The organism is Singulisphaera rosea (genome assembly GCF_054877945.1).
On sequence record NZ_JBTYIP020000020.1, the window covers coordinates 163810 to 187414 of the forward strand.

The 23605-nt window shown below is 65.1% G+C and carries 20 protein-coding genes and 1 CRISPR repeat array (1 of these 21 cut by a window edge); of the genes, 7 read left to right on the forward strand and 13 right to left on the reverse strand.

Annotated elements, in window-relative coordinates:
• Nucleotides 1–620: direct repeats of the CRISPR family, unit length 37 nt; unit sequence GTTTCAATCCTTGTTGTGATGGACCTTTCCGCTCAAC; it begins 9938 nt to the left of the window's first position.
• Between the two features lie 173 nt (nucleotides 621–793).
• The 10 genes from cas4 to ACYOEI_RS27920 form a co-directional block, all read right to left on the reverse strand.
• Nucleotides 794–1387 (reverse strand): CRISPR-associated protein Cas4, encoded by a 594-nt coding sequence (gene cas4, locus ACYOEI_RS27875; RefSeq protein ID WP_462852925.1) that lies wholly within the window; start codon nucleotides 1385–1387, stop codon nucleotides 794–796.
• 12 nt (nucleotides 1388–1399) lie between these two features.
• Nucleotides 1400–1690: a CRISPR-associated endonuclease Cas2 gene (gene cas2 / locus ACYOEI_RS27880; protein ID WP_462852926.1), complete on the reverse strand. Its 291-nt coding sequence runs from the start codon at nucleotides 1688–1690 to the stop codon at nucleotides 1400–1402.
• A complete protein-coding gene (cas1, locus tag ACYOEI_RS27885) occupies nucleotides 1668–2825 on the reverse strand; it encodes a CRISPR-associated endonuclease Cas1 (protein WP_462852927.1) in 1158 nt (385 codons plus the stop codon). The genes cas2 and cas1 overlap by 23 nt, the downstream gene beginning before the upstream one ends.
• A 339-nt stretch (nucleotides 2826–3164) precedes the next feature.
• A complete protein-coding gene (gene cas3 / locus ACYOEI_RS27890) occupies nucleotides 3165–5705 on the reverse strand; it encodes a CRISPR-associated helicase Cas3' (RefSeq protein WP_462852928.1) in 2541 nt (846 codons plus the stop codon).
• On the reverse strand, nucleotides 5588–6469 hold the full coding sequence (gene cas5, locus ACYOEI_RS27895; RefSeq protein ID WP_462852929.1) for a CRISPR-associated protein Cas5: 882 nt from the start codon (nucleotides 6467–6469) through the stop codon (nucleotides 5588–5590). The genes cas3 and cas5 overlap by 118 nt, the downstream gene beginning before the upstream one ends.
• Nucleotides 6470–6472: 3 nt before the next feature.
• Entirely contained in the window at nucleotides 6473–7378 is a 906-nt protein-coding gene (gene cas7i, locus ACYOEI_RS27900; protein ID WP_462852930.1) for a type I-B CRISPR-associated protein Cas7/Cst2/DevR, read from the reverse strand.
• 17 nt (nucleotides 7379–7395) lie between these two features.
• Nucleotides 7396–9324, reverse strand: a complete 1929-nt coding sequence (locus ACYOEI_RS27905) for a hypothetical protein (RefSeq protein WP_462852931.1) — start codon at nucleotides 9322–9324, stop codon at nucleotides 7396–7398.
• A gap of 1 nt (nucleotide 9325) precedes the next feature.
• Nucleotides 9326–10003 (reverse strand): CRISPR-associated endonuclease Cas6, encoded by a 678-nt coding sequence (locus tag ACYOEI_RS27910; RefSeq protein WP_462852932.1) that lies wholly within the window; start codon nucleotides 10001–10003, stop codon nucleotides 9326–9328.
• A gap of 141 nt (nucleotides 10004–10144) precedes the next feature.
• Nucleotides 10145–10681, reverse strand: a complete 537-nt coding sequence (locus ACYOEI_RS27915; protein WP_462852933.1) for a helix-turn-helix domain-containing protein — start codon at nucleotides 10679–10681, stop codon at nucleotides 10145–10147.
• 146 nt (nucleotides 10682–10827) lie between these two features.
• Complete coding sequence (locus tag ACYOEI_RS27920) at nucleotides 10828–11802, reverse strand: helix-turn-helix transcriptional regulator (RefSeq protein ID WP_462852934.1); 975 nt, start codon at nucleotides 11800–11802, stop codon at nucleotides 10828–10830.
• Between the two features lie 233 nt (nucleotides 11803–12035).
• Here ACYOEI_RS27920 and ACYOEI_RS27925 point away from each other — a divergent pair, with 233 nt between their 5' ends.
• Nucleotides 12036–13475, forward strand: coding sequence for a sulfatase family protein (locus ACYOEI_RS27925; RefSeq protein ID WP_462852935.1), 1440 nt, complete (start codon nucleotides 12036–12038; stop codon nucleotides 13473–13475).
• An 85-nt stretch (nucleotides 13476–13560) separates the two neighbouring features.
• On the opposite strand, the gene ACYOEI_RS27930 is transcribed toward ACYOEI_RS27925, so the two are convergent.
• Both ACYOEI_RS27930 and ACYOEI_RS27935 read right to left on the reverse strand, forming a co-directional pair.
• Complete coding sequence (locus ACYOEI_RS27930; RefSeq protein WP_462852936.1) at nucleotides 13561–14550, reverse strand: prenyltransferase/squalene oxidase repeat-containing protein; 990 nt, start codon at nucleotides 14548–14550, stop codon at nucleotides 13561–13563.
• A gap of 516 nt (nucleotides 14551–15066) precedes the next feature.
• Nucleotides 15067–16269 (reverse strand): WD40 repeat domain-containing protein, encoded by a 1203-nt coding sequence (locus tag ACYOEI_RS27935; RefSeq protein ID WP_462852937.1) that lies wholly within the window; start codon nucleotides 16267–16269, stop codon nucleotides 15067–15069.
• Between the two features lie 300 nt (nucleotides 16270–16569).
• Here ACYOEI_RS27935 and ACYOEI_RS27940 point away from each other — a divergent pair, with 300 nt between their 5' ends.
• The 3 genes from ACYOEI_RS27940 to ACYOEI_RS27950 all read left to right on the forward strand — a co-directional run bounded on the left by ACYOEI_RS27940 (nucleotide 16570) and on the right by ACYOEI_RS27950 (nucleotide 21054).
• Nucleotides 16570–18951: a PSD1 and planctomycete cytochrome C domain-containing protein gene (locus ACYOEI_RS27940; RefSeq protein ID WP_462852938.1), complete on the forward strand. Its 2382-nt coding sequence runs from the start codon at nucleotides 16570–16572 to the stop codon at nucleotides 18949–18951.
• 15 nt (nucleotides 18952–18966) lie between these two features.
• Nucleotides 18967–20331 (forward strand): DUF1501 domain-containing protein, encoded by a 1365-nt coding sequence (locus ACYOEI_RS27945; RefSeq protein WP_462852939.1) that lies wholly within the window; start codon nucleotides 18967–18969, stop codon nucleotides 20329–20331.
• A 342-nt stretch (nucleotides 20332–20673) separates the two neighbouring features.
• Nucleotides 20674–21054 carry a hypothetical protein gene (locus tag ACYOEI_RS27950; RefSeq protein ID WP_462852940.1) on the forward strand — a complete coding sequence of 127 codons (381 nt, stop codon included), beginning with the start codon at nucleotides 20674–20676 and terminating at the stop codon, nucleotides 21052–21054.
• Nucleotides 21055–21074: 20 nt separating this feature from the next.
• On the opposite strand, the gene ACYOEI_RS27955 is transcribed toward ACYOEI_RS27950, so the two are convergent.
• Nucleotides 21075–21695: a Fic family protein gene (locus tag ACYOEI_RS27955; RefSeq protein ID WP_462852941.1), complete on the reverse strand. Its 621-nt coding sequence runs from the start codon at nucleotides 21693–21695 to the stop codon at nucleotides 21075–21077.
• Here ACYOEI_RS27955 and ACYOEI_RS27960 point away from each other — a divergent pair.
• From ACYOEI_RS27960 to ACYOEI_RS27970, 3 genes are all read left to right on the forward strand, one after another.
• Complete coding sequence (locus ACYOEI_RS27960) at nucleotides 21694–22230, forward strand: hypothetical protein (RefSeq protein WP_462852942.1); 537 nt, start codon at nucleotides 21694–21696, stop codon at nucleotides 22228–22230. The genes ACYOEI_RS27955 and ACYOEI_RS27960 overlap by 2 nt on opposite strands.
• A gap of 489 nt (nucleotides 22231–22719) precedes the next feature.
• Entirely contained in the window at nucleotides 22720–23040 is a 321-nt protein-coding gene (locus ACYOEI_RS27965) for a hypothetical protein (RefSeq protein ID WP_462852943.1), read from the forward strand.
• Nucleotides 23041–23056: 16 nt separating this feature from the next.
• Nucleotides 23057–23584, forward strand: coding sequence for a hypothetical protein (locus ACYOEI_RS27970; protein ID WP_462852944.1), 528 nt, complete (start codon nucleotides 23057–23059; stop codon nucleotides 23582–23584).
• The last annotated feature ends 21 nt before the right edge of the window (nucleotides 23585–23605 follow it).

The window sequence follows — 23605 nt, forward strand, 5'->3', positions numbered from 1 at the left end:
GTTGTGATGGACCTTTCCGCTCAACGACGATGCGGATCGTGTTGGAGAGAGGGCAGGCACTGTTTCAATCCTTGTTGTGATGGACCTTTCCGCTCAACCCAAGGCGACTTGGCTCTCGGACAGAGACGAGGCGATGTTTCAATCCTTGTTGTGATGGACCTTTCCGCTCAACCCCGCGACCTCGACAAGATCCGCTGGCCTTCCGAGGAGGTTTCAATCCTTGTTGTGATGGACCTTTCCGCTCAACTCGAACGGGGTTGCCCCCGCCCACCCCGGCATCGTGGGGTTTCAATCCTTGTTGTGATGGACCTTTCCGCTCAACGAGGAGTTGGCGAAGTGCAAGCCGGACCCGGCGAGGTTGTTTCAATCCTTGTTGTGATGGACCTTTCCGCTCAACGTCATACGCCTAAACGAAAGCACTACTAGAGTTTAAGTTTCAATCCTTGTTGTGATGGACCTTTCCGCTCAACCCGCCCGGCGATCCCGACGACTTGACCCAGGCCGAAATGTTTCAATCCTTGTTGTGATGGACCTTTCCGCTCAACAAGCGGATCGTCGGCAACAACGGGATCCACGTCTCGGTGTTTCAATCCTTGTTGTGATGGACCTTTCCGCTCAACCGCTCCAGGGGCTTAAACCTTGGTTTTCTCGGTAGTTACGCCGAAATCGCTCGGGATCGAACGGTCTCGACGAGGGATCGCTTCCCGCAGGATTCGATCACGTTTGAGCGGGATTTGCATCGATCCGCAACTCGTAACCTGTGCACGAGTCACGGATTATAACCGGCGAGCGGTCAGACGCAAATAAATCGGTAGCAGCAATCCGCGCAACGGCTGGGGGAGGCGCGGCGCGGGAGGGTACCTCGTTGGACGACGTCGAGGATCTCGCGAACGGCACGGCCGACCTGGCGGAAGTCTTCGCGGGTGTAGGTGATTTCGACGACGCGGTTGCGGCTGCGAGTGTAGACGAGATAGCCCCGACGGACCGGGAGGCCGAGATGCTCTTGGATCAGGAGTGCGTAGATGGTCGACTGGAGGCGGAGGGTCGTGTAGATCCGGCCGGGGTCCTTGGCGAACTTGTAGTCGAGCGGGCCGGCGGTGCCGTCTTCGAAGATCAGGAGTTCGTCGAGCCGGCCGCGGAGGTAGTGGCGGGGGCTGACCAGGGTCACGTCGATCTGTTTGTCCTTCACCCCGAGTCGTTTCCGGAGATAGGCGCGATTGGTCGCCTCTCGTACGGCGTGCAGGGCACGTCCGCGACGGACCTTCTCGCGCCTCTCCTGGAACTCCGGGAGCCTGAGGTGACGCTCGAAGTAGGTGAATCGGCCGCAGAACAGATGCTCAAGGATGTCGCTCGGCGTCAGGAGGACGTCGTGGAAGTCCAGATCCATGGGGGAGAGCCCTCATATCAAGAGCGTGCGTAACTCATCCGTCACCAGTTTCTCGTCGAAGGCCTGGCCCAGGAGATTCGTCTTGCTGAAGTCCGGCCGGCACATCGGGAAGATGTACACCGAGTCGCAGGCGGGGTTGATCAGCGACTCCAGGCGGATGACCAATTCATCGCGCCGATTGTCCTCGAGCGTGCCGAGGAAGACGCTCTTCTGGACCCGGTAGAGTCCGCTTTGCAAGCAGGCCTTGGCCGCCTTATCGCGCGTCCGGTCGACGACGATGTCATAGAGGACCCAGGTCAGCACGGGCTCCTCCTTCGCCTTCGGCGTGCGGAGCTTCGGGGGAAGGGCCAGGCGCGTCCGCCCCGGGGGCGTCGGTCGCCTCGGTCGGACTGGTGGATGAGGATGCCGAGGTCTCGAAGGCCAGGTCGAAGACGTCGAGGTTGATTTCCCGGTCGTCGTCGAGCCCGTGGAGGAGTCGGCCGGCGAGCCGCTGGCATTCATAGACAATGGTGTCGCGGATCTTCAGCCGGCGTCTCCCGTGGAGCTTCACCCGGTCGAGGTATTCGTTGAGATCGCCGAGCAGGACCCCACGGCCCTCGGCATTCAGGCGGAAGCCCTTGTCCTTCTGGTCGAACAGTTCTTGCTTGACGCGTCTGGAGGCGAAGAGGTTGACGACGACGCGTTCGGCGTGGACCCGGAAGAGCTCGATCAGGTCGAAGACGAGCGAGCGTTTGTTGTAGTTGTCGGTGTGGAGGAGCCCGATGCAGGGGTCGAGCCCCGAAAGGAGGCAGCCCCGTTCGACGAGCGAATAGAGGACGCCGTACGAGTAGTTCAGCAGGCAGTTGAATTCGTCTCGGGCGGGCGAGCGGCTGCGTCCCTGGAACCGGAACCGCTCCGGGAGGGCCAGGCTCAAGGCGGCGAAGTATTCGCGCCCGGCGACCCCTTCCAGGCCCATGAGCGAACCTCGGAGCTCGTCGAGTGAAGGGCCCCGGGCCTGCTGCTCGACGACCGTCGCCAGCTTATCGAGCTTCAGGGCCGCCCCTTCGAGCTCGGCGAGCCGGTCGGGGCGAGTCCGGGCGAGGTCGCGGAGCAGGTCGGCTTGGTGGCCGATCTTGGTTCGGACCCACTCCCGGGCCAGCCGCGTCCCGTCCTCGGTCTCGGCGACCTCGAGGAGCCGCCGACGCAGCAAGTTGGTCGAGCCCAGCCGGGTATGCCAGAACCGCCCGTACGGCTCGCCGTGCTTGTCGAGCAGTGCGATATCCACGTGGTGCTCGAGCGCCAGTCGGATGGCGTCCGTCGAGAGATGCACGCCCGTCGCCAGCCAAATCGTCTGGACCTTCCGGGGCGACATCGTGATCTTCCGCTCGCCCGACTTGATCAGGAACATGTCGTCCTTCTTGCGCAGGCTCGCGCCGAAGGTGTTGACGATGAGTTGCATCCTCGCGATCCTCTTGTTGAAGAGAAGAAGGGTAAGGCGACATCCATGACCCGGGGCTTACGCCACTCGGCTACACTCCTTCGCCCCTCCGGAGCTTAAAATCAAGCCGGAGTCCGTCTTGCATGACAATAAGATATTGGGTCAAGCCGCGAGATCGACGGTGAGCGACCCTGACCCGGGTGCCACGGGTTGGTACTCCACCCCGTGAGCCAAATCACTCGGCCGACGCACACGGGGTGGAGTACCAACCCGTGGCACCCGGAACCTCTGTTCCGCCACCGATTTTGAGGCTTGAGTCAATCCGATTCGTCAAAAGGAACCGGGCGCCGGCGCGGGCCATCAGAAGATTTCGTGACCTGGTTCCGGGTGCTCGGGGGCGGAGAGTAGTTCCGCGCCGAACTCGGGAGAGTACAACATCGGGCAGAGGGGCAAGATTTTATTCAAGGGTTTTCCCCGTTCTTCTTCCCAGTACCGCAAAGTCGCTTTCCGCGTATACCAGGCCGGGACCTTCAACTCGAAGCGTTTACGATCTCTGGGATGACAACAGAGGGCCTGCGCCTCGAAAACCTCGGGGATCACGCTCACCTGCACGTAGTCTTCTTTCCGAGTCTGCAACAATGCGTTTTCCTCGGCAGGTTTGGGCGCGTCGAGGACGCCTGCAAGGCGGTGCTGGATCCCTTGAGTGACTCGCTGGATGGCCGAGAAATCGTTGCCCTCCATCAAGGCATGACCGGCATACACTCGGTCGACCATCGCGATCAGTTCGCGCTCGGTCGGCGGCGTCTGGATTTCACGACAGGCGTTCCAGGTGGCTTCCAGGACGCCCCGGGGAAGCCCGTAGACATTCTCACTCCCTTCCTCCGGGGGGTGGACGACGACCTCGCCCAACTTCGGGCGTCGGGCCCGGTTCACCCGCCCGGCCCGCTGGACGAGGGCATCGATCGGGGCACATTCGGTGATCAGCACGTCATAATCAATATCCAATGAGACCTCGACGACCTGGGTGGCGACCAGCAACCGGGGCGGGGTTTCGTTGATCCGGCGTTCCTTGGCACGGCGGTCGTCGAAGATGAACTTGGAGTGGTAGCAGATCAGGTCGAAGCCGAATTCTCGGAGGGCTTTCGCGAGCTCCTGGCAACGTTTCACGGTGTTGACGACGATCAGGATCTTGAGGGGTTCACCCCGTTCGTTGCGGCGCTTCCAGAGTTGGAGGAAGTCGTCGGAGGGGACGCGCCGGCCCGCATCGTCCTCGGAGAAGAGCCATTTCGTCAGGGGGACGTCGCAGGTACGCCACAGGTTGCGGGCCGAGTCGAGCAGGTCGGCATCCTCGACGACGGTCACGCCCGGGGCGTCGGGGGCCCGGGAGGAGAGGGCCTTGCGGAGGCCTGTTTTGAGGGCCTCGGGCATCGTCGCGCTCATGATCATGAAGCGGGTGCCGAGGGGGGCGAGTTGCTCGATCATCAGGGCGATGAGGCCGAGGGTGTGGGGGTCGTAGGCGTGGATCTCGTCGATGACGACGGCGGCGTCGGCGGCGGCCATCGTTTTCATTGCCCAGCGGCCGGCGTGGAACAGGGGGACGAGCAGTTGGTCGACCGTGCCGACCGTGACGGGCCGGAAGAGGTGCGACTCGGCGAGGTGGTCGCCGCGGACGTCGGCGCGGTCGGCCTCGTCGTCGCCGTCGCCGGAGGAGGTCGATCCTTTGAGCAAGTCGGACGTCGAATGAACGAGTCCGACGCGGTGCTCATGCTCGTGCATGAAGGCGTCGAGGCGGTCGTGGATCGCGTTGGCCGTCACCATCGTCGGGAGCAGCACGAGGATCTTGCGGACATGCCTCCGCTCGACCTGGCCCAGGGCCCAGAGCCAGGACGCCTCGGTCTTTCCGCTGCCGGTGGGGGCGATCGCGATCAGGTGCCCCTGGGCGGCCCCGCAGGCGTCCTGGAACGGCGTGAACCCTTGGAAGTCCTCCAGGGCCAGTTCCGGGCGCTCGCGACGGCGACGCTCGACGCGAACGCCGACATGCTTCCTGAGAGGACCCGGGCCGACTCGGACGACCCCTCGGCTCGCGTCGAGGGCCTCCTCACGCCCCTTGGCGCCGCTGGCCATCCAGTCGGCGGTCATCAGCAGGCCTTTGAGGAGCATGAATAGGTCGCGGAGCCGACCTATTCGGGCCTCGCCAAGACAGCTAATATCTTCCTTTGATTTCATGAGCCACTCGTAGGGCTCATTGCGATGACCTTCCCCTCGGTAATTCAGCTTAACCTCGAGGTCGCGGGGAGTGAACCTGGGATTCGGAGGCTCCCAACCCTGGTGTCGAAACATCTCGGCGGCGAGACGCATCGCAGCCTTGACCGCGGGGATCGTCCCTCCTTTCCAGGCAAGTGTGTTCGAAAACCGATTCCTTAAAAACAAGTGTTCGTCTGCCAGGTATTTATGATGTCCGGCGACGGCAAGTGTCTCCAGGAGGCCACCGCCGGGAAATATCCCGGCGTGTGTCATCAGGCTTTCGGCCGCCTTCGAGACGAGCCAGAGGGCGGCGACCTCGTGGCGGTAGTTCAGGCCGACGGCCGCCTTGTAGGCGGCCTCGTCCTCGGCGCCCATCATGTTCTGGAAGTTGGCGGAGAGCTTGCCGACGTCGTGAAGGGCGACGCAGAGGAGGCTCGACTGGAGGACCCGGTCGACGGTCAGGCCGTATTTCGCGGCGACTCGGGCGATCAGGTCCTCGTGGACCTTGATGAGGCCGAGCCAGGCGACGTAAACGTCGGTCACGTGTCCCCAGTACGACTGCTCTTCTTGCCCCCCCTTGGCGTCTTTCCGCTTGGCGAGGGCGACGTTGACGAGATGGTCGTCGGGGAGTCGTAGCGATGCACGGGGATCGTCCATGGCAACCCTTCCTCGAGGATGGGGTAGACCTCGCTTCCCAGCAGCGAACGGGACCGGGGGACGATGGGGTAGCCGGAGATCGGCTCGACGTCGGGGTCGAGCTCGATCGGGTCGGCGACGAAGGTGACGAGCTCCCGGCCGATCAGACGTCGGGGCTGGTCGGGCTCGAACGCGAAACCGACCGGGAGGCGTTCGACGGACGGGGCCCGGATCGATCGACTGAGCGGGATCTCGTCCCAGGCGCCGGCGAGCGTGTACCGGGGCGGGACCTCGCCGAAGACCTGGGCGAAGGCGAGTCGTCGGGTGGCGTGGGGTGCGTTCTCTTCGACGCGGACATCCACCGCCTTCATGAGGGAATCGCTCGGGCCGGCGGTCAGGGGGAAGGCCGGGGCGCGGAACGCCTCGGCGACCCGGCCGGCGGCCGAGGCGTCGGGCGCCTCGACCACCAGGGCAAGACGGACCTCGGTCCAGAATTCGCGGAGCAGGACGTCGGTCTTGATGTCCTTCCCCTCGCCGATCGACTCGAGCTTCTGGTACTTCCAGAGGTCTCGCCCGTGCCCCTCGTGCCAGCCCCCCACGCCCAGGCGTAGGGCGTGGTCGGAGACATACCGATAGGCGTCCGGCAAGCCGAGCCCGAGGGCGGCGCCGAGCATCCCGACGAGGGTGGTATACGGGGGCAGGGGGAGCGTGCGGTGGTACGTGAGGGCCTCCGGCGACCGCCAACTGGCCGCCGGCGCCACCGCCTCGATCACGACGATGGCCATGGCTCAGGCTCCGTAGTAGGCATCCACCCAGCCCCGGACCCGGTCGAAGGCCTCGCCGACCGTGAGGCACCCCTCCGGCAAGGCGCCGAACAGGCCCGCTCGGGCCCCGAAGCAGTGGTCCGCGGTAATCGCCTTGGCGTCCGCGACCGCCTGAGTCAGGGCCTCCAGATCGATCCCATCACCCTTGCGCTGGACCGACTCGAGGAACAGCGGGACCTTCGCCGTGGTCGCCGCCGCCGCGATGAACTTCGGGCTGATGTCGGCGAGGAACCGCGACTGCCGGCCGGTCGACCAGAGGTGCTGGAGCGCGATCAGCAAAGCGACGACCCGCTCGGCTTTCTGCTTGGGCTTGAGTTCCCACCCGACCTTCTTCTCGGCGGAGGCCCATTCACCGTCCCGACTCTTGCCGACCGCGTCGAGCTCGACGAGGATCGTGCCCCGGTAGAGCCCCCCGTGGATCTCGGTCTCGAAGATGTTCGGCGTCCCGCCGGCCTCGACGCTCATGTAGTTCGTGCCGAAGTCGAGGTCTCCCTCGTAGGGGTCGATCGCCAACAAAGGCGCGACCCTCACCGGACTCGTGCGTTTGTGGGTTCCCCCTTTGGACGCGTCCATGAAGCCGAACAGGTCATCATCGATATACATCTCGGGCAGGCACTTGGTGATCGCCGCCCCCTTCTTCTCCTTCGCGGCGACCCCTTCGGAGAGGTCGTGATTCAGTACGCCGAGTTGATCCCTCAGCGCCCGCCGGAGAGCCTGGCTCGACGCATAAGGATACGTCTTGGAGCCCCGGGTTAGCTTCTTGATGCTGCTGACGTTATCCGCCTCCTTGTCGCTACCATTGAGCGAGCCGAGGGAGACGGGGGTCAGGAACGTGATCGTCAGCGACTTGGCTTCGGTGATCTCGGGCATCGGTGGATCTCCGTTCGTTACTGGGAAGACTTGGAGGGGGCGTTCTTTTCGCGGGTGCCGTACAGGAAGCGGTTCAGCGCGGCGACGACGCAGAAGCCGCGGAACTCCTCGAAGCGGTCCGGGGTGAGGGTCCGGCCGTCGAGGACATCCTTCGGGACGTCGATCCCGTAGCGGACCTGGAGCCGGGCCAACTCGTTCATGAAGTCGGCCGTGGTCCGGGTCTTGCGGAGCCGGAAGAGGGCCCCCTTGGCTCGCCCTCGGGACTCGCCGTCCTTGGGGCTGTTGACCGCGTCGGCGACGGCCTGGCCGATCTTCTCGCCGAGCCAGGTCGAAGTTTTGACCATAGCCTCAAACGATTCACTCATTGGCGTCCCCTTTCGGAGTTCGACCTCGTAGAGCTGCGCGAAATCACGGAGCGGGCCGACCGGGCTGGACTTGCCCGAGCCGGAATGGAGATTGGCGTGGAAGGCGTGCCGCTCGATCAGGTGGAGCGCCGACTGCCGACGCAGGATGGCGTCGCAGACGCGATCGCGGAGCAGGGTGCGGCTCTCGTCGGCGGCCTCGCGATCGACGAGGGCCTTGAGCAGATGCCCCGGCGAGCACTCCATGCGGACCTTCCCCGTACGGAGCGTGATCGGGCGCTGCATCCGGTCGAAGAGGCGGGCCAGGTAGACGACGTCCTGGAAAGTCCAGAAGTCCCGGGCCATCCAGACATTTCCCTTCTTGGTCGCCGAGACGACCGTGAACCCGACCGCACCGCCGAGTTGGGTCGCTTCGAAGACGGCCTGGGCGGAGATCACCGGCTCGGTAACGGCTTCGGAGGGCGAGGCCGCATTCTCTCCCGCCGCGTCATCCTCGTCGTCATCGAGCAGGGAGATCGTTTCCTCCGAGGGGGGTCGCAGGTCGTCCGCCCTGGCATGCTCGGCGCTTCGGGTCTCGCTGAGCTTGACGAAGACGCGGTGGAGGAATGCCAGGGCGACCTCCGACCGCTTCGAGAAGTAGCCGCCGACCCCCTGGAAATCGAAGTTTCGGAAGAGGTTCGGGTCGAGGTTCACCATCGGGGCGAGGGAGTCGGCCATCTTGTCGATACGTCGGAGGTCGTTCGCGTTGGGGAAGAAGAGGTGGATGTCGTCTCCCTGGACGTAGAAGAACGAGAGGGCCGGGACGAACTTGCCGACGAAATCGGCCTTCCAGCCGAGCCTCGGCCAATTCGCACTCCCGCTGACGAACGACCGGCTCCCCCCCAGGAGGGGGAAAGCCGTCTCCTTAGCCTCGACGGCCGCCGACGCAGGGTCACCCGAGAGGAAGCAGACCGAGCGGGCGTCGGCCGGGGCGACGCGGATCTCGACCTTGGGTCGGACCTGGTTCGGCCCGTCGATCAGGAGCCCCGCGGGCGGCCCCGGTTTGAGACCTTCTCCGGCGAGGAAGGCGTCGAGGTCATGCTGGAGGTGGGCATGCGAATCCGGCAATCGCCCGGCCTCGCGTTTCCCGTCGGACCCGGCCCCCCAGCCGACCTGCGAGCCCGAGGGCCTCGCGGCCTTGTCGAAGAGCAGCGAGGCCGCCCCCGCGGCCTTCTTCTTGGGAAACGTCACGAAGCGGCTTTCCGCCGTGTCATAGAAGAAGTTGTAACTCCCGCGTTCGTCGCGCTGCTTCCGGCTGGAGACGTTGAAGTACGTGGAGACCAGCCGTTCATAGGCCCATTCCAGCCGGGCTTGGACCAATTCGACGGGCCCCGTCACGACGAGCCGGTCGGCCTGGAGTTCCCACCCGACTGCGGACGACCCGGGGGGCTCGACCTCCTCGGCGGAGTCGTCGACATACGCCGGGCGCGGCTCCAGCACCCGATAGAGGCCGACGGTCCCCGCGTCGAGCCAGGGGTTGCCGGTCTTGGGGAATTCGACCGAGACGACCGCGTCGGCAGCGGTCCGAGCCTTCGATTTGGCCACGTCAGCCCTCCTCTCGCGTGAGGGTCCCGAAGCCCCGGGAACTGCTCTTGCCGATGCCCCAGCCGTCGGGGATCTGGTAGTTGACCCGGAACGTCCCCTGGAACCCGAGCAACCGCACGCCCGGCTTGAGCTCTTGCCAGCCGCTCGGCTCCAGGTCCACCTCGGCCTCGAGCCGCTCGGCGACGTGGAGCCCGATCCCTTTGGAGAGCGAGAGCAGGTTCCCCACCACGATCCGTTGCAGCAGGCGTCGACGATCCGCCGCATGCCCCCGCTCCCAAACCTCGTGATTCTCCTGGTTCAGGGCGAGGTAGGACGAACGGAAGCCATAGCGAATCAGGGAGCCCGCCGGCCCCACGGCCGCCCTTCCGGAGTCGACCGAACGTGCGACCACCGGGTGCGTCTCTCGCCCGAGCAAGAACGAGTCGAACCCCGGCATCCCCCGCAACAGCAGCGCCCCTTCCGCCAGCCCCGCCACCACAGCCTGTCCCGTGCTGGCGTCATAGCGGATCAAGGGATGACGATAAATCAGGCCCTCGTCGCCGTGCTGGTGGAACTCCACCCGGCGGGCCTTCTGCGCCACCGCCCCGCGCAACCAGTGCGCGTGCCTCGGCTCGAGCGCGATCCCGAGGTCGTGGCGAAGGCTCGTCCATTCGACGAGCTTGTGACAGGTCTCGATCACCGACGTCACCTCCCTCCCAAGTGAAGACGGACGGGTCCCCTCGCGGCCGCATGCCACGGGCCGCCCCGAGGGACGGCCCGCGCACGACGGGACGCCTAGAAACGATCATATTTCAATCCTTATTATATTGGATTTTCGCTGTCATAAGGATTTGAAGTTTTTTGCATCTTCGCCGCACTGCTCCCTGATCTTGCGGAAGCGGCGTGACACCGTCTCGGGATGCACTCCCAACGCATCCGCGATTTCCCTCCGGCGGGGACGCCCGACCTTCAACTTTTTAATAATTTCATTATATTCAGATGTTTTGAATACATTTTTCACGATTTCAAGCCTGCAATCGGCCTCCATCGGGTAAACGTCGTCTGTTTCCGAGGTATTTTCACCATGAGAGTCGCGGCGATCCTCGTCCCACGCTGGGGGGAGAGGGCGACATCGCCAAGCCAATTTCCGTGCCTTCCTGATCGCCTCGCGCCTCAAGAACCAGGGCAATCCACGAGGACAGTACATCAACTCCCGGCTCCCTTTAGACGAACTTGCTCTTGCCATGGCCATCCCCTCAGCGACCTCCTCGGCCACAGTCTGCGAGAAAGCTTTTTCCGTCAGGAAATCAATCACCACAAGCCTGAACTCTTCCGACGCAGAGAAGAGGCGTTCATCGAATTTGCGCCCAGTGCTCATAACCTCACCAGCTCCTTTTTCTGGACTTACGGGACGCCTGAAACTATCATCAAAGCCAGGATCTCTACCTCAAATAGTCGACTTCGCCTGAAACGACAACATGTCGCCTCCGGAAAACACTCCGGACAACAGCCACAAGTTCCTAATCAGCAAAGAGTACGAACGATTTCCAAAATCTCTCCTTTCAGCGCATCACGCAATTCCTCGGGCTCGATCACCTCACAGTCCACCCCCCAGAACATGACCCAGCGTTTAATCTCCCGGAGGTCGGAGACCTCGAACCGGAGGATCAAGCCTCCATCAGGGGTCGGCTCGTTGGTCTGGGAGGGATGCCAGACTCGCTCGGCGAGCCGGCCGGCGAACTCGGGGGGGAAGCGGACGGCGACATGGTGTTGCCCCTCGCCCCGGATGGCGCGGAAGCTGGCGGCCATGTAGTCTTCGACTCGGAAGTCGGCGGGGAGGTCGAACGTCGTATTCGACTCGACGACCGAGCGCACGCGCTGAACGGCGAACATCCGGACCTCGTTGCGGACGTGGCAATGACCGATGGCGTACCAGCCGTCGTCGATGAGGGCGAGGTGGTACGGGTCGAAGTCGCGGCTCGAAGTGACGTTCCGACCCGCCGTCCAGTAGTCCATCTCGACCCGGCGTCGGCAGACGACCGCTCTTGCCAGGGTGTCGAAGACCTGGGGGTCGTAACTGATCCGGACCGTGGGCATGACGGAGAGGCAGTCGGCCAGCGAGTCGAGACGGACGCTGATCGCGTTGGGCAGGAGGTTCGTGATACGTTCGAAGGCCCGGCGCAGGTCGGCCTCGAAAGGCGTGCCGTGATATTGGCGAAGCAGACGCTCGGCCAACAGGAGGGAGAAGAGCTCCCCCTCGCTCAATTGGAAGAAGGGGAGGCGGAAGGATGGTTCCGCATAACAGTAGCCGTTGCGCACCGGGTCGAACTCGAGCGGGGCCCCAAGCTGGTCGCGCAGGTAGGTGAGGTCGCGGCGGATCGTCCGAGGGTTCACCTCCAGTTGGCGGGCCAGGGTGCTCGCGTTGGGCCAGGTCCCCGCGCGGAGGGCCTGGTCGATGGCCATCATCCGGGCCAAAGGAGGACGAGTGGCTTGGTGCACGGGGCCCTTGCCTTCACACGATGAAAGAGTGGTATTCGGGATTGAGAACGTCGATGGCTGTCACGGCCATCATACAGGGGTAGGGCGGACATCGATGGTCCTCCCCTCGGAATTTTTTCGGAAATGGGGGAGGAGTGGCTGGCGTCGCTCGACAGGCTTCGCTATCCCATTGGGAGTTGGAGTGCCCGAGCATGGGTCGGCCTAACGACGATCGAAGACCGGCGGGAGATCGGATGAAAACGGTGCGTCTCAAGACCTTCGTGTTGGCGGTCATGCTCGTGGGCGGGACATCGTTACATGCCCAGGATCGGCCGCCGAATGTGGTGATCATTTTTACGGATGACCAGGGGTATGGCGACCTCGGGTGTTTCGGGGCGAAGGGGTTTGCGACGCCGAACATCGACAGGATGGCGAGGGAGGGGCGGAGGTTTACGAACTTTCACGTGGCGCAGCCGGTGTGCTCGGCGTCGAGGACGGCGCTGCTGACGGGGTGCTATCCGAACCGGCTCGGGATCCACGGGGCGCTCGGGCCGCAGGCGAAGGTCGGGATTGCGGATGAGGAGACGACGATCGCCGAGCTGCTCAAGGAAAAGGGGTACGCCACGGGGATGGCCGGGAAGTGGCACCTGGGGCATCATCCCCGGTTCCTGCCGGTGCGGCATGGGTTCGACGAATACCTCGGGCTGCCTTATTCCAACGACATGTGGCCGTCACACCCGGAGGCGAAGCCGGGGACGTATCCGGCGCTCCCGCTGATCGACGGGGATAAGGTCGTCGACCCCGACGTCACGGCCGAGGACCAGCGGCGACTCACCCGGATGTACACCGAGCGGGCCGTCTCGTTCATCGAGAAACAGAAGGGCCGGCCGTTCTTCTTCTACCTCGCGCACTCGATGCCGCACGTCCCGCTCTATGTGCCCAAGGAGGCGGAGGGGAAGTCCCAACAAGGTCTCTACGGCGACGTCATCCAGGAGATCGACGCGTCGGTGGGCGAGGTGCTCCGCGCCCTCGAGAAGACCGGCGAGGCCCGGAACACGCTCGTCATCTTCACGACCGACAACGGCCCCTGGATCAACTACGGCGACCACGCCGGCTCGGCCGGGCCGCTCCGCGAGGGGAAGGGGACCTGCTGGGAGGGCGGCGTACGCGTCCCTTGCGTCATGCGGTGGCCGGGCAAGATCCCCGCGGGCACCACGTCGGACGCCATGCTCATGACGATCGACCTCCTGCCGACACTCGCCGGGCTCGTCGACGCCAAACTTCCGACGCACAAGATCGACGGCCTCGACGTCTGGCCCCTCCTCGCCGGCACGCCAGGAGCGTCGAACCCGCACGATGTTTATCTCTACTACTATGAACAGAATCAGCTCCAGGCGATCGTCAGCGGCGACGGGCGTTGGAAGCTCCAGCTTCCGCACACCTACCGCTCGCTCAGCGGACGACCCGGCGGCCACGGCGGGACGCCCGTGAAGTACGACTCCTTGAAGATCACCAGCCCCGAGCTCTACGACCTCGCCAACGACGTGGGCGAGGCCACCGACCTCGCCGCGAAGCACCCCGAGGTCGTCCAACGCCTGCTCGACGCCGTCGCGGACGCCCGCGCCGAACTCGGTGACTCACTCACCCAGCGGACAGGGCAGGGGATTCGAGCCGTCGGGAGGATTGCGGAGTGAGGATCCGGTAGAGTCAGGCGGAGGGGGATAGGCGTCGCCCCATGGGATCGGTGGGCGATGCCCACCCTACAAATCGACAAATGAGTCAACGACTGCGAACCAGGCCCAGGACCGCCCACGCAGCGCCGGCCCCGGTGATCGGGATGAGGCTCTTGGCGCCCGAATCGCCGGGTTTGCTCGGGCGTGAGGTCATGGGCCAGGAGCCGTCGTCGCGCTGGGTCTTGATGAGGAAGGCGTGGGCGCGGGCGATGATGGGATTCTCGGGATCGAGGCCGGTGTGGGCCAGGGCGTAGAGGGCCTGGCCGGTCGCCCAGGCGTCGCTCGGCATGTCCTTGGTCTGGCTCCAGCCGCCGTCGGGGTTCTGTCGCGCGGTGATGCGGGCGGCGAGGGGCTCCCACTCGTCGGAGGGGCGGCCCAGGCGGCTCCAGAGGACCAGGCGGAGGGCGATCGATTGGGGGTCGTCGTCGGTCTTCGTCTCGGAGAGCCAGCGGACCCCCTTGTCGCGCGCGGACCGCGCCGAGTCGTCGCCGGAGGCGGCCTCGGGGAGGACGGCGAGGGTCGCCAGCGCCGTCGCGGTGTCGTCGGAGTGGCCGAAGATCGGCGGGCGGGTGTCGGGCCACGACGACCACGCGCCGGTCTCGGTCTGGTCGCCCACGACCGTCTTGATGAAGATCGCACGGCCCTTCTTCGCGATCACGTCCGGCTCGGGGTCCGCCCCCAGGGCCAAGGCCGACAACACCGCGTTGACATTCAGGGCCTTCGGCGCGGAGGCGGGCCGAGGCACGCCGGTCTTGCCGTCGCCCGACTTGGCGATCCACCTCGTCAGCTCGGACAACACCGGCTCGTTGACCGCCTGGCCGCGGTGCTTCGCCTCGCGCAACGACCAGACCACCAGCCCGGCATGGTGGCATGAGACGCAGTCATGCTCATCCTTCCATTCCATCGCATCCGTGGCCAGGAACTTGAGGCCTCGGGCGACCGTCGTGTCGAGGTCCGTCGGTGTCTTGTCGAGGCCCTTGGCCGTTGAGGAGAACACCGAAAGGACGACTACGACAACAGCGAGGATCGGTCGCATGTCGAAGACTCCGGACGCGGGGGGGATTTGGCCCTCGGTCCACCGTGGGACGCTCGGCCAGATGCTTAGAACTTACACCGGCCTCCAGGGCATGCCAACGATCTCGTTCGCGAGACATCCCGAATGGCCGACGGGCGATTGCGAACCTGGGAATGCCGGGGCCGAACCAAGCGTCAGAGATGGGGCAGCCATCGCACACACGGCCGCAATCCGAGCCCGAAGTCGCGATCCAGAAGATAGCCTTCGTAGGCGAGGCACGCTGTGGTCACCACGAAGGTGAGTATGGCCGTGACCGCAACGCAGGGCCAGCGGCGATTCGCGACGCATCGCCGGACCAGCATGACGGTGCAAAGGGCTGCGATCGGGGTGATGACGTTTGCCAGGAAGAGATACGGGAGGGATCACCCGCAGACGGATCTCGGGCGTGGGTCTTCCGCCTTCAGAGTGGGCGTCCTCCGCGTCCACAGGAGCAGACGACGGTGAGATGCGTTTCATTCACTGTATCTGCGAATTTATTCATCGACCGGATTTGCCAAAAGTTAAACCTCTCAAGTAGACGACGTGGTCGGATTCGCAGGTCGCAAGGGTCCGTCCGTCGTCGGCGAGGAGGGATCGCCCGGGGCTCGAGACGCGGCCGAGACGCCGGCCGGTCGAGATGTCGAGGGCGATCACTTCGCCCGAAGGGCGCCAGGACGAGTTTCTCAGCATCCTTAAAAGGCCGTGCTGGATCGCTCCGAGAGTCGAAGCCGGCCGGCGGAACTCGCCCCGGGAGACCAGGACGGAGCCGTCGGGGACGAACTGGAGATTCCACGAGGCGTAGCCCCTGGTGTGGCCGCTCAGGGTCTTGACCATCCGGGCCGTCGCGAGGTCCCAGAGTTCGATCAGGCCGTTGTCGCGGGCGAGGGCGAGGGTCGAGCCGTCGGGCGAGAAGGCGGCGGACGAGAGGAAGAGGTCCGTGGCAGGAAAGGCCGCGGCGATCGAGGGGGGAGGGTCGAGGGTCGCCCGCTCGCGGTCGGCGGCGAGGTCCCAGATCGTCACCCGGCTCGACCCGATGGGAGCAACCGCCATGAGCGGCCCACCGTCCGGCTGCGGGAAGACCCAGGTGCCGGCCGAGACGGGACAGGAGCTCGACCGGGCCTCCGTCTCCCGGCCGGTTGCCAGGTCCCAGCGCACGATCTCCCGGGCCCCCGACGTGTTGCCGAGGATCGCGCGGAGGCCGCCGTCGGAGGTGAACGCCAGCCGGTAGATCGTCGGATGCTGGGGCGTCGGGACCCTCGTGGTGATCGACGCAAGGATCTCCCCGCTCGTCGTGTCGATGCAGCGGATCCCCAGGGGTTTTGTGTCGCCGTTCCAGAGGACATACGCGAACACCCGGCCGTCCGGGGAGAAGGCCCCGAGCCTCGTCGGCGGACCGTCCAGCACCAGCCGCTTCCGCTCCCGGCCGTTCGACGTCTCCCAGAACGAGACCTCGCCCGGGGCCGACGTCGCCAGGATGGTCCCGTCACGCGTGAACGCGACCGGAAATGTCTCCCGACGAGCGTCGGAGCCCCCCTGCGGAGGGATCACCACCCTCACCGGCCACGAGTCTCGCCCGATCATGAGCCAGCCCGCGACGAGGATCAACGTCAGCAAGCCCAGCACCGCCGGCAAACGTCGGCGGATCACCCGCCACCGGCCGCCCAACGTGGGATTCCCCGGCGCCGCGAACGCGCGTGTCATCGCCCAACGCTCCCGAGAGGATATGTGAATAGGCCAAGAACACCTGGCGCTTTCAACCTCACCAAAGCTCCGATACCACCCCTGAACCGACCATCCTACAAATGACCGAGATCACACCGCCAGCCCCAAACTCGGACTCGGCGGGCTGAGAGGGCCGGAGGCCGTGCCTGGAGCCTTTTCGAGCGTTGCATTCGACGCTCGAGGGCGTATAATCGAGCCATCCTGCCGCGCGAGCGGAACTCTCTTCCCGCGTCGCGCAACTGACTCGTCCGCTCGCCTTCCCCATGACGGCGGTTCGACATGAAAACGCACCGTAACTTCTTGATCGCCGTGACGGTCACGCTCGGCTTTGCTCTACCCGACCTGGTTCGCGCGAGGGAAGAGTCGGGCGAGGAGCTGTTTGAGAAGGCGATTCGGCCGGTCTTGGTCGAGAAGTGCTATTCGTGCCACTCATCGGCGTCGAAGTCGCCGAAGGGGGGACTGCGGCTCGACAGCATCTCGGCGATCCGGAAGGGGGGGACGTCGGGGGAAGCGGTGGTCCCCGGGAAGCCGGAGGAGAGCCTGCTCATCGACGCGATCGCCCACGCCGAGGGGGTCAGCGTCATGCCCCCGAGCGGGAAGCTGCCGGAGCGGACGATCGCCGACTTCCGACGCTGGGTCGAAGTCGGGGCGCCGATGCCTCCTGGAGGCGAGGGGGGAGGGGTCACGCCGCAGGAGTCGATCGACTTCGAGCGCGGGCGCGAGTTCTGGTCGATCCGGCCGGCGGTTGAGAGGCCAATCCCGAAGGTCTCCGACCCGTCCTGGCCCCGCGGGCGGATCGACGCGTTTGTCCTTCAGGCGCTCGACGCGAACGGGATGACGCCCGCCCCCGAGGCCGACCGTAGGACCTTGATCCGTCGGCTCTCGTTCGACCTGATCGGGCTTCCGCCCACGCTCGAACAGGTCGAGCGGTTCGCGGCGGATCCGGCCCCGGACGCCTATGAGCGGCTCGTCGAGACCTTGCTGGCGTCGCCGAGGTATGGCGAGCGCTGGGCACGGTACTGGCTCGACGTGGCCCGCTTCGCCGAGGACAACCCGACCGGCGAGGCGACCAACAAGCCCCCTCGGGTCGCGCATCCGTATCGCGACTGGGTGGTCGGGGCCCTGAACGACGACCTGCCTTATGACGAGTTCGTGCGCCGGCAGCTCGCGGCCGACCTGATCCCCGGGCTCCCCGTCTCGGAGGTCGCCGCGCTCGGGTTCCTGGGGCACTCGCCGATCTACCACAAGGAGCCGAAGCTCTCGGCCGACGTGACCACCGGCATCGTCGCCGAGGAGTGGGACGAGCGGGTCGACACCGTGAGCCGAGGGTTCCTCGGGCTGACGGTGGCGTGCGCCCGATGCCACGACCACAAGTTCGACCCGATCGCGACCGAGGACTATTACGCCCTGGCCGGGGTCATGGCGAGCACCCAGATCGTCGAGCGTCCCATCGTGGCGACCGACCCCTCGGCGTCCGATCGGCTCGCCGACCTGCCCAGGCGGCTCGTCGACCTCGACCAACGCCTCGGCTACGCCAATGAACAGCGGGGAGTGGCCGTCCAGGAGCACGAGTCCACGGAGCCCTTCGACCGGCAAATCGTCGAGCTCAAGGCCCGGATCAAGGAGGTCAAGGCCCTCAAGCTGTTCAGCGGCCCCACGGCGATGGGCGTCCGCGACGCAGGCCTCTGGGTCGACGGCAGCGACCCGTCCTGGACCACGCTCGACTTCCGCCCGGAGACCTCGAGGGACCTGCCCGTCTTCCGCCGGGGGAACCCCGCGAACCCCGGCTCGATCGTGCCTCGCCGCTTCCTCCGCATCTTCTCCGAAGGGACCGAGACCCGGACCTTTCAGCACGGCAGCGGGCGACTCGAGCTGGCCGACGCGATCGTCAACGACGCGAAAAGCCTCGCCGGGCGCGTGATCGTGAACCGAGTCTGGGGGTGGCACTTCGGCCGTCCACTCGTCTCGACGCCCAGCAACTTCGGCAAGCTCGGCGATGCGCCAAGCCACCCGGATCTGCTCGACGACCTGACGGCCCGGTTCATCGCCGAGGGGTGGTCGCTCAAGGCCCTCCATCGCGAGATCGTGCGATCGTCGACCTACCGCCAATCCGGCCGTCACGACGACGCCTCCCAGGCCGCCGACCCGGAGAACCGCCGCCTCTGGCGGGCCTTCCGCAAGAGGCTCGACGTCGAGGCCTGGCACGACGCGATCCTCGCCGTCGCCGGGGTCCTCGACCCGAAGCTCGGGGGGCCTTCGGGCAGGCTCGAGGACGACGGCTTCGAGCGCCGGGCGATCTACGGCAAGGTCAGCCGCAGACGCCTGCCCGGCATCCTCCAGGCCTTCGACTTCCCCGACCCGAATCGCCACGGCGAGGCGCGCGACCAGACGACCACGCCGCTCCAGCAGTTGTTCTTCCTCAACAGCCCATTCCTGCTGAAATGGGCCAAGGTCGTGGCCGACCAGGCCATCGCCGGATCGGCCGAGCCCACCGATCGCGTCCGTGCCCTCTATCGCCGAGTCCTGCTCCGGGATCCGTCCGCGGATGAAGTGACGCGGGCCCTCGGCCTGGTCGACGCTGGGGGCTCCGACCCCGGCGCGGCGTGGGCCCTCCTGTCGCAAGCCTTGCTCATCAGTAACGAATTTCTATTTGTCGACTGACCAGGGAGAGGCCCGATGTCCCACGACGACACGACATCCTCGGTGCGTCCGACCCGGCGCGGGTTCCTCCGGTCGATCGCGTCCGGAGTGGGGGGCCTCGGCCTGGCGAGCTACCTCGGCACCGAGCCGGCGTTCGCCGCCTTGACGTCGCCGCACTTCACCCCGAAGGCCAAGCGGGTGATCTTCCTGTTCATGGCCGGGGGGCCGTCACACCTCGACATGTTCGACCCGAAGCCGGCGATCCAGAAGTTCGCCGGCAAGCGGCCGGGGGGCGTCGACCTCCGCACCGAGCGCGTCACCGGGGGATTGCTCCCCTCGCCGTTCTCGTTCGAGAAGTGCGGCGAGAGCGGGATCGAGGTCAGCGAGCTCCTGCCCCACCTCCGAGGGTGCGTCGACGACCTCTGCGTGGTGCGCTCGGTCTACTCGACGAACCCGAACCACGGGCCGGCGACCAACTTCATGGTCTCGGGGCGGACCGACCCGACGCACCCGAGTCTGGGCGCCTGGGTCTCTTACGGCCTCGGGACCGAGAACCAGGACCTCCCGGGGTTCGTCTCGCTCGGGGGCGCAGCCTTCTCGTCGGCGAGGAACGGGTATCTGCCGGGCGAGTTCCAGGGGACGCCCATCGACGTCTCCCGCCCCACTCCCGGCCAGATGATCCGGCACCTCGCGAACCCCAAGATCGACCTGGCCAAGCAGGAGCGTCAACTCGAGTTCCTCCGCGAGATGAACGGCGCCCACCTCGCCGGCCGGGGCCACGACGCGATGCTCGAGGCCCGCGTCCGGGCCATGGAGACCGCCTTCCGGATGCAGACCGCGGCCCCGGGCATCTTCGACATCGCCCGCGAGCCTCAATCCACGCGCGAGCTCTACGGCAAAGGGGCCTTCGCCGACTCCTGCCTGCTCGCCCGGCGCCTGGTCGAGAACGGCGTGCGGTTCGTCCAGGTCAACAACGGCGGCTGGGACCACCACGAGCACATCAACAAGGAGATCCGCAACAAGTCCCGCGAGATCGACCAGCCGATCGCCGCGCTCCTGATCGACCTGAAGCGTCGCGGGCTACTCGACGAGACCCTGGTCATCTGGGGAGGCGAGTTCGGCCGGACGCCCGTCTCCGAGAACGGCGACGGCCGCGACCACAACCCTTACGGGTTCACGATGCTCCTCGCCGGAGGGGGCGTCAAAGGGGGCCTCGTCCATGGCACCACCGACGAGTTCGGCTTCCGCGCCGTCGACGGCCGAGTCAGCGTCCACGACCTCCACGCCACGATCCTCCACCTCCTCGGCGTCGACCACGAAAAACTCACCTTCCGCTACTCCGGCCGCGACTTCCGCCTCACCGACGTCGAGGGGACCGTCGTCCGCCCGCTCCTCGCCTGAACCGAGCAAGCGGCCCCGGACGCCTGCACGAGTGCCCGAGCCAAGGGCGCATGGATGCGGTGACCACCGTCGCAGGACATTCGTCCCGTCATCATTCCTTGTCGCGATCGCGGCACGCCCAACGATTGACTCTGGGATGCGGCTCAGGTCAGGATTTGAGGCTTCGACCGTCGGGTGCATAGCCCTCGTCCGTTTCGATGCCCGGCTATGTCTTGAAGGCCGGGCTTCCGACGCGGCCAACGCCCACGCCCCAGCCGGAATCGTCGCTGCTTCCTTCACGGAAGCCCGTTTTCGCGGGTAAAAACGGGTTTCGTGGTGGACACCCGGAACGGAGTCATTGTCATGATTATGTCCGATGAACCCTCACGCCTCGTCCCGCTCAACGAACGCCAGTCATCGAACGATCAGCGGGGTCACGTCCCGTTGAAGGAACACCGAACGTGGAAGCCGCGGCGCGTCCCGAGCTCCGTCATCATCCCCATCTATTTCCTGGCGATCGGCGGCGGGGGGATCGCACTTAATCTCCTCGCTTTTTACGACCTGGCGACACACCCGGGCGAGGATTCCCAGATGGGCCCGATGGCCCTCCCCTTTCTGATCGTTATCTTCTCGATCGTAGGAGGATTCTTGGGCATGATGTTCGCCGGGACTCTCCACATCCTCGTCCTCCTAACGACATGGATTGGGAAGCGCCAGCCGTTGCCCGCGCACGACTGGGACTGAGGGTCGTCTCTTCGCGAGGATCAGGTCGGTCCGAGCCCTTCGTACTCGGGGGCCAATCGATAGCTCCGCGACTTCCTCGCCGGGTCGACCACGAGCAAGAACCCGCCTTTAACCCACGACGAAACGACATTCCGGGCCGTCCGCTGGGAGACGCCGAAGAGGGCCTCGACGTCGCGGCTGGTGATCACGGCCGAGCGACGGAACAGTTCCAGGGCCCGTCGCTGACGCGGGTCGAGGTGCCGAAGCTTGGCTGAGTCGTCCGGCTTGCCGCGGTCGGCGGCCTGCTGGGCGTGGCGACGGACGTTGTCGAAGCTCTCAGCGACCCCCGCGCAGAAATACTCGACCCACGCCGTGATGTCCGCCTCGGCGCGGCCTTCGTAATAGTTGTGCGACGGCCCGACCGCCAATGCCCGGTAGTAGGCCGACAAGTTTCGAGCGTAGTATTCCTCGAGCGAGTAGAGTCCCTTCAGGGCGTAGCCGCCCCGGTGGAGGATCAGGGTCGCCAGGAGTCGCGCCGTGCGGCCGTTGCCGTCGTAGTAGGGATGAATCGTGGCGAACTGGTAGTGGGCGATCGCGGCGAGGATCGGGCAGGGGACGCCCTCGCGCTCGCAGCGGCGAAGCCAGTCGAGGAGTTCCTCCATGCAGCCGGGAGACGTCGACGGACTCCGGAGGCATGTAGACGATCCCCCGGCTACGAACATCGCGGATCACGTTCTGCCCGCCCCGGTATGGGGTGGGCTTCTTCACCGCCTTGCCACCGGACATCACGAGGGCGTGGAGGGTGCGGACCTGAATGTCCGTGATCCCTCCACCCTGGACGGCGAAGCGCTCCAACCGCTCGATCGCGGCATAGTAGCCGAGCACCTCAGCCTCATCCCGCTCTCGGCCAGGGAAGTGCGTCCCCTGTTCGATCACCGCGGAGACCTCCTCCCGGGCGAGCCGGTTCCCCTCAATCATGGTGGAGAAGTGGGTGGAGAAAAGCCGCGCGGTCTCGCGGAGGCCGGCGAGTACGACGGCCGTGATCGGCAGGTCCTCGATGGCCTGCCGGGCCGCTTCGATCCGCATCAGGTGGGCAGCGGCGCGGGGCGTGATCCGGTAGTTGGGCTCGAACGGCATTCGATGGTGCTTTCTTCGGCCAGTGTCGCTGCCGTTATTGTGCCGTTAAACGGCCGATAAATCTACTGGCCGCGGCCATGCCGAGGGGACCGTCATCCGTCCGCTCCTCGCCTGAACCGGACGAGCCATCACTGAGACGACCTCGAAAATTTGCACGATTGTCCGGCCCAAGGGCGCATGGATGCGGTGACCGCTGACGCAGGACATTCGAACCGTCATCATTCGTTGTCGCGATCGCGGCACGCCCAACGATTGACTCTGGGATGCGACTCAGGGCAGGATTTGAGGCTCCGCCCGTCGGGAGCATTGGCCTTGTCCGTCCCGAAGTCCGAGCCTTTCTTGAAGGCCGGGCATCTGACGCGGTCAAGACAGACGACCCAGAGGGAAGGGTCGCCGGCTCCCGGAACAGGGCCCGTTTTCGCGGAGGAAAACGGGTTTCGGAGCACGCATCAGAATGGAGTCATTGTTACGACCATGTTCAGTAACCTCCTACGCTTCGTTCCATTCAAGGCGGGCCAGTCGTCGGAGGAGCAATCGAGTTCCGTCCAGATGAAGGAATACAAGACTCGGAAGCCGCAACTCGTCCCCAACTCCACCATCAACCGCATCTATATTTTGGCCACCGCCAGCGGGGCTATTGCATTTCCTATTTCGATAATTTGCTTGATGACATTTATGCCTTTAGGTGATGACGGGGCTAGCCCGGGTGACGAGGGTGGCCTGCCGATGGGGATCCTCTTTTTGGTGATGTTCTTGACGGTTCCCGGGGGATACTTGGGCTTCTTTCTGGCTGGGGCCTTCCACATCTTCGTCCTCGTGGCGACATGGATTGAGAACCGCAAGCCGTCACTCGCGGATGACTGGGACTGAGGCGGATGACTTCGCCATGATTGCAGCCGCGTCATCAGCCGGCCCAGTAATCATTGACATGGTCAAGATCGGAGGCCAAAAATCGAGATCATCCTCGCCGACTTCCGTCGAGCCGTTTGACGGTTCATTGGGGACGCGATACAGGTCAAGCCTTGAAGCCTCGCCCTGTCAGGAGCACAACAGGAAAGGAGTCACAGTCCTTACCATGGCAAACGATCCCTTACGCTTCGTCCCTTTCAAGGGGCACCAACCGTCGAAGACAGAACGAGTCCCCGTCTTCACAGTAATACTCATCTACGCATCTGCCACTATTGGCGGGGGCATCGTATGCCCGTTAATGTTTCTCTATTCGCTGATGAACTCCAACGATCCTGGAGACTCGAGCCCGATGGGTGTCCCCTTGGCGATGGGGATCTCCGCGATCATAGGAGCCATCGTGGGATTTCTCTTTGCCCTGGCCTTCCATATCTTCATTCTGCTGAATTCACTCATGAACATATTCATGAATCCACGCAAACAAACGCACATGGACGACTGGCATTGAACAACATCTCTTCACATCGAT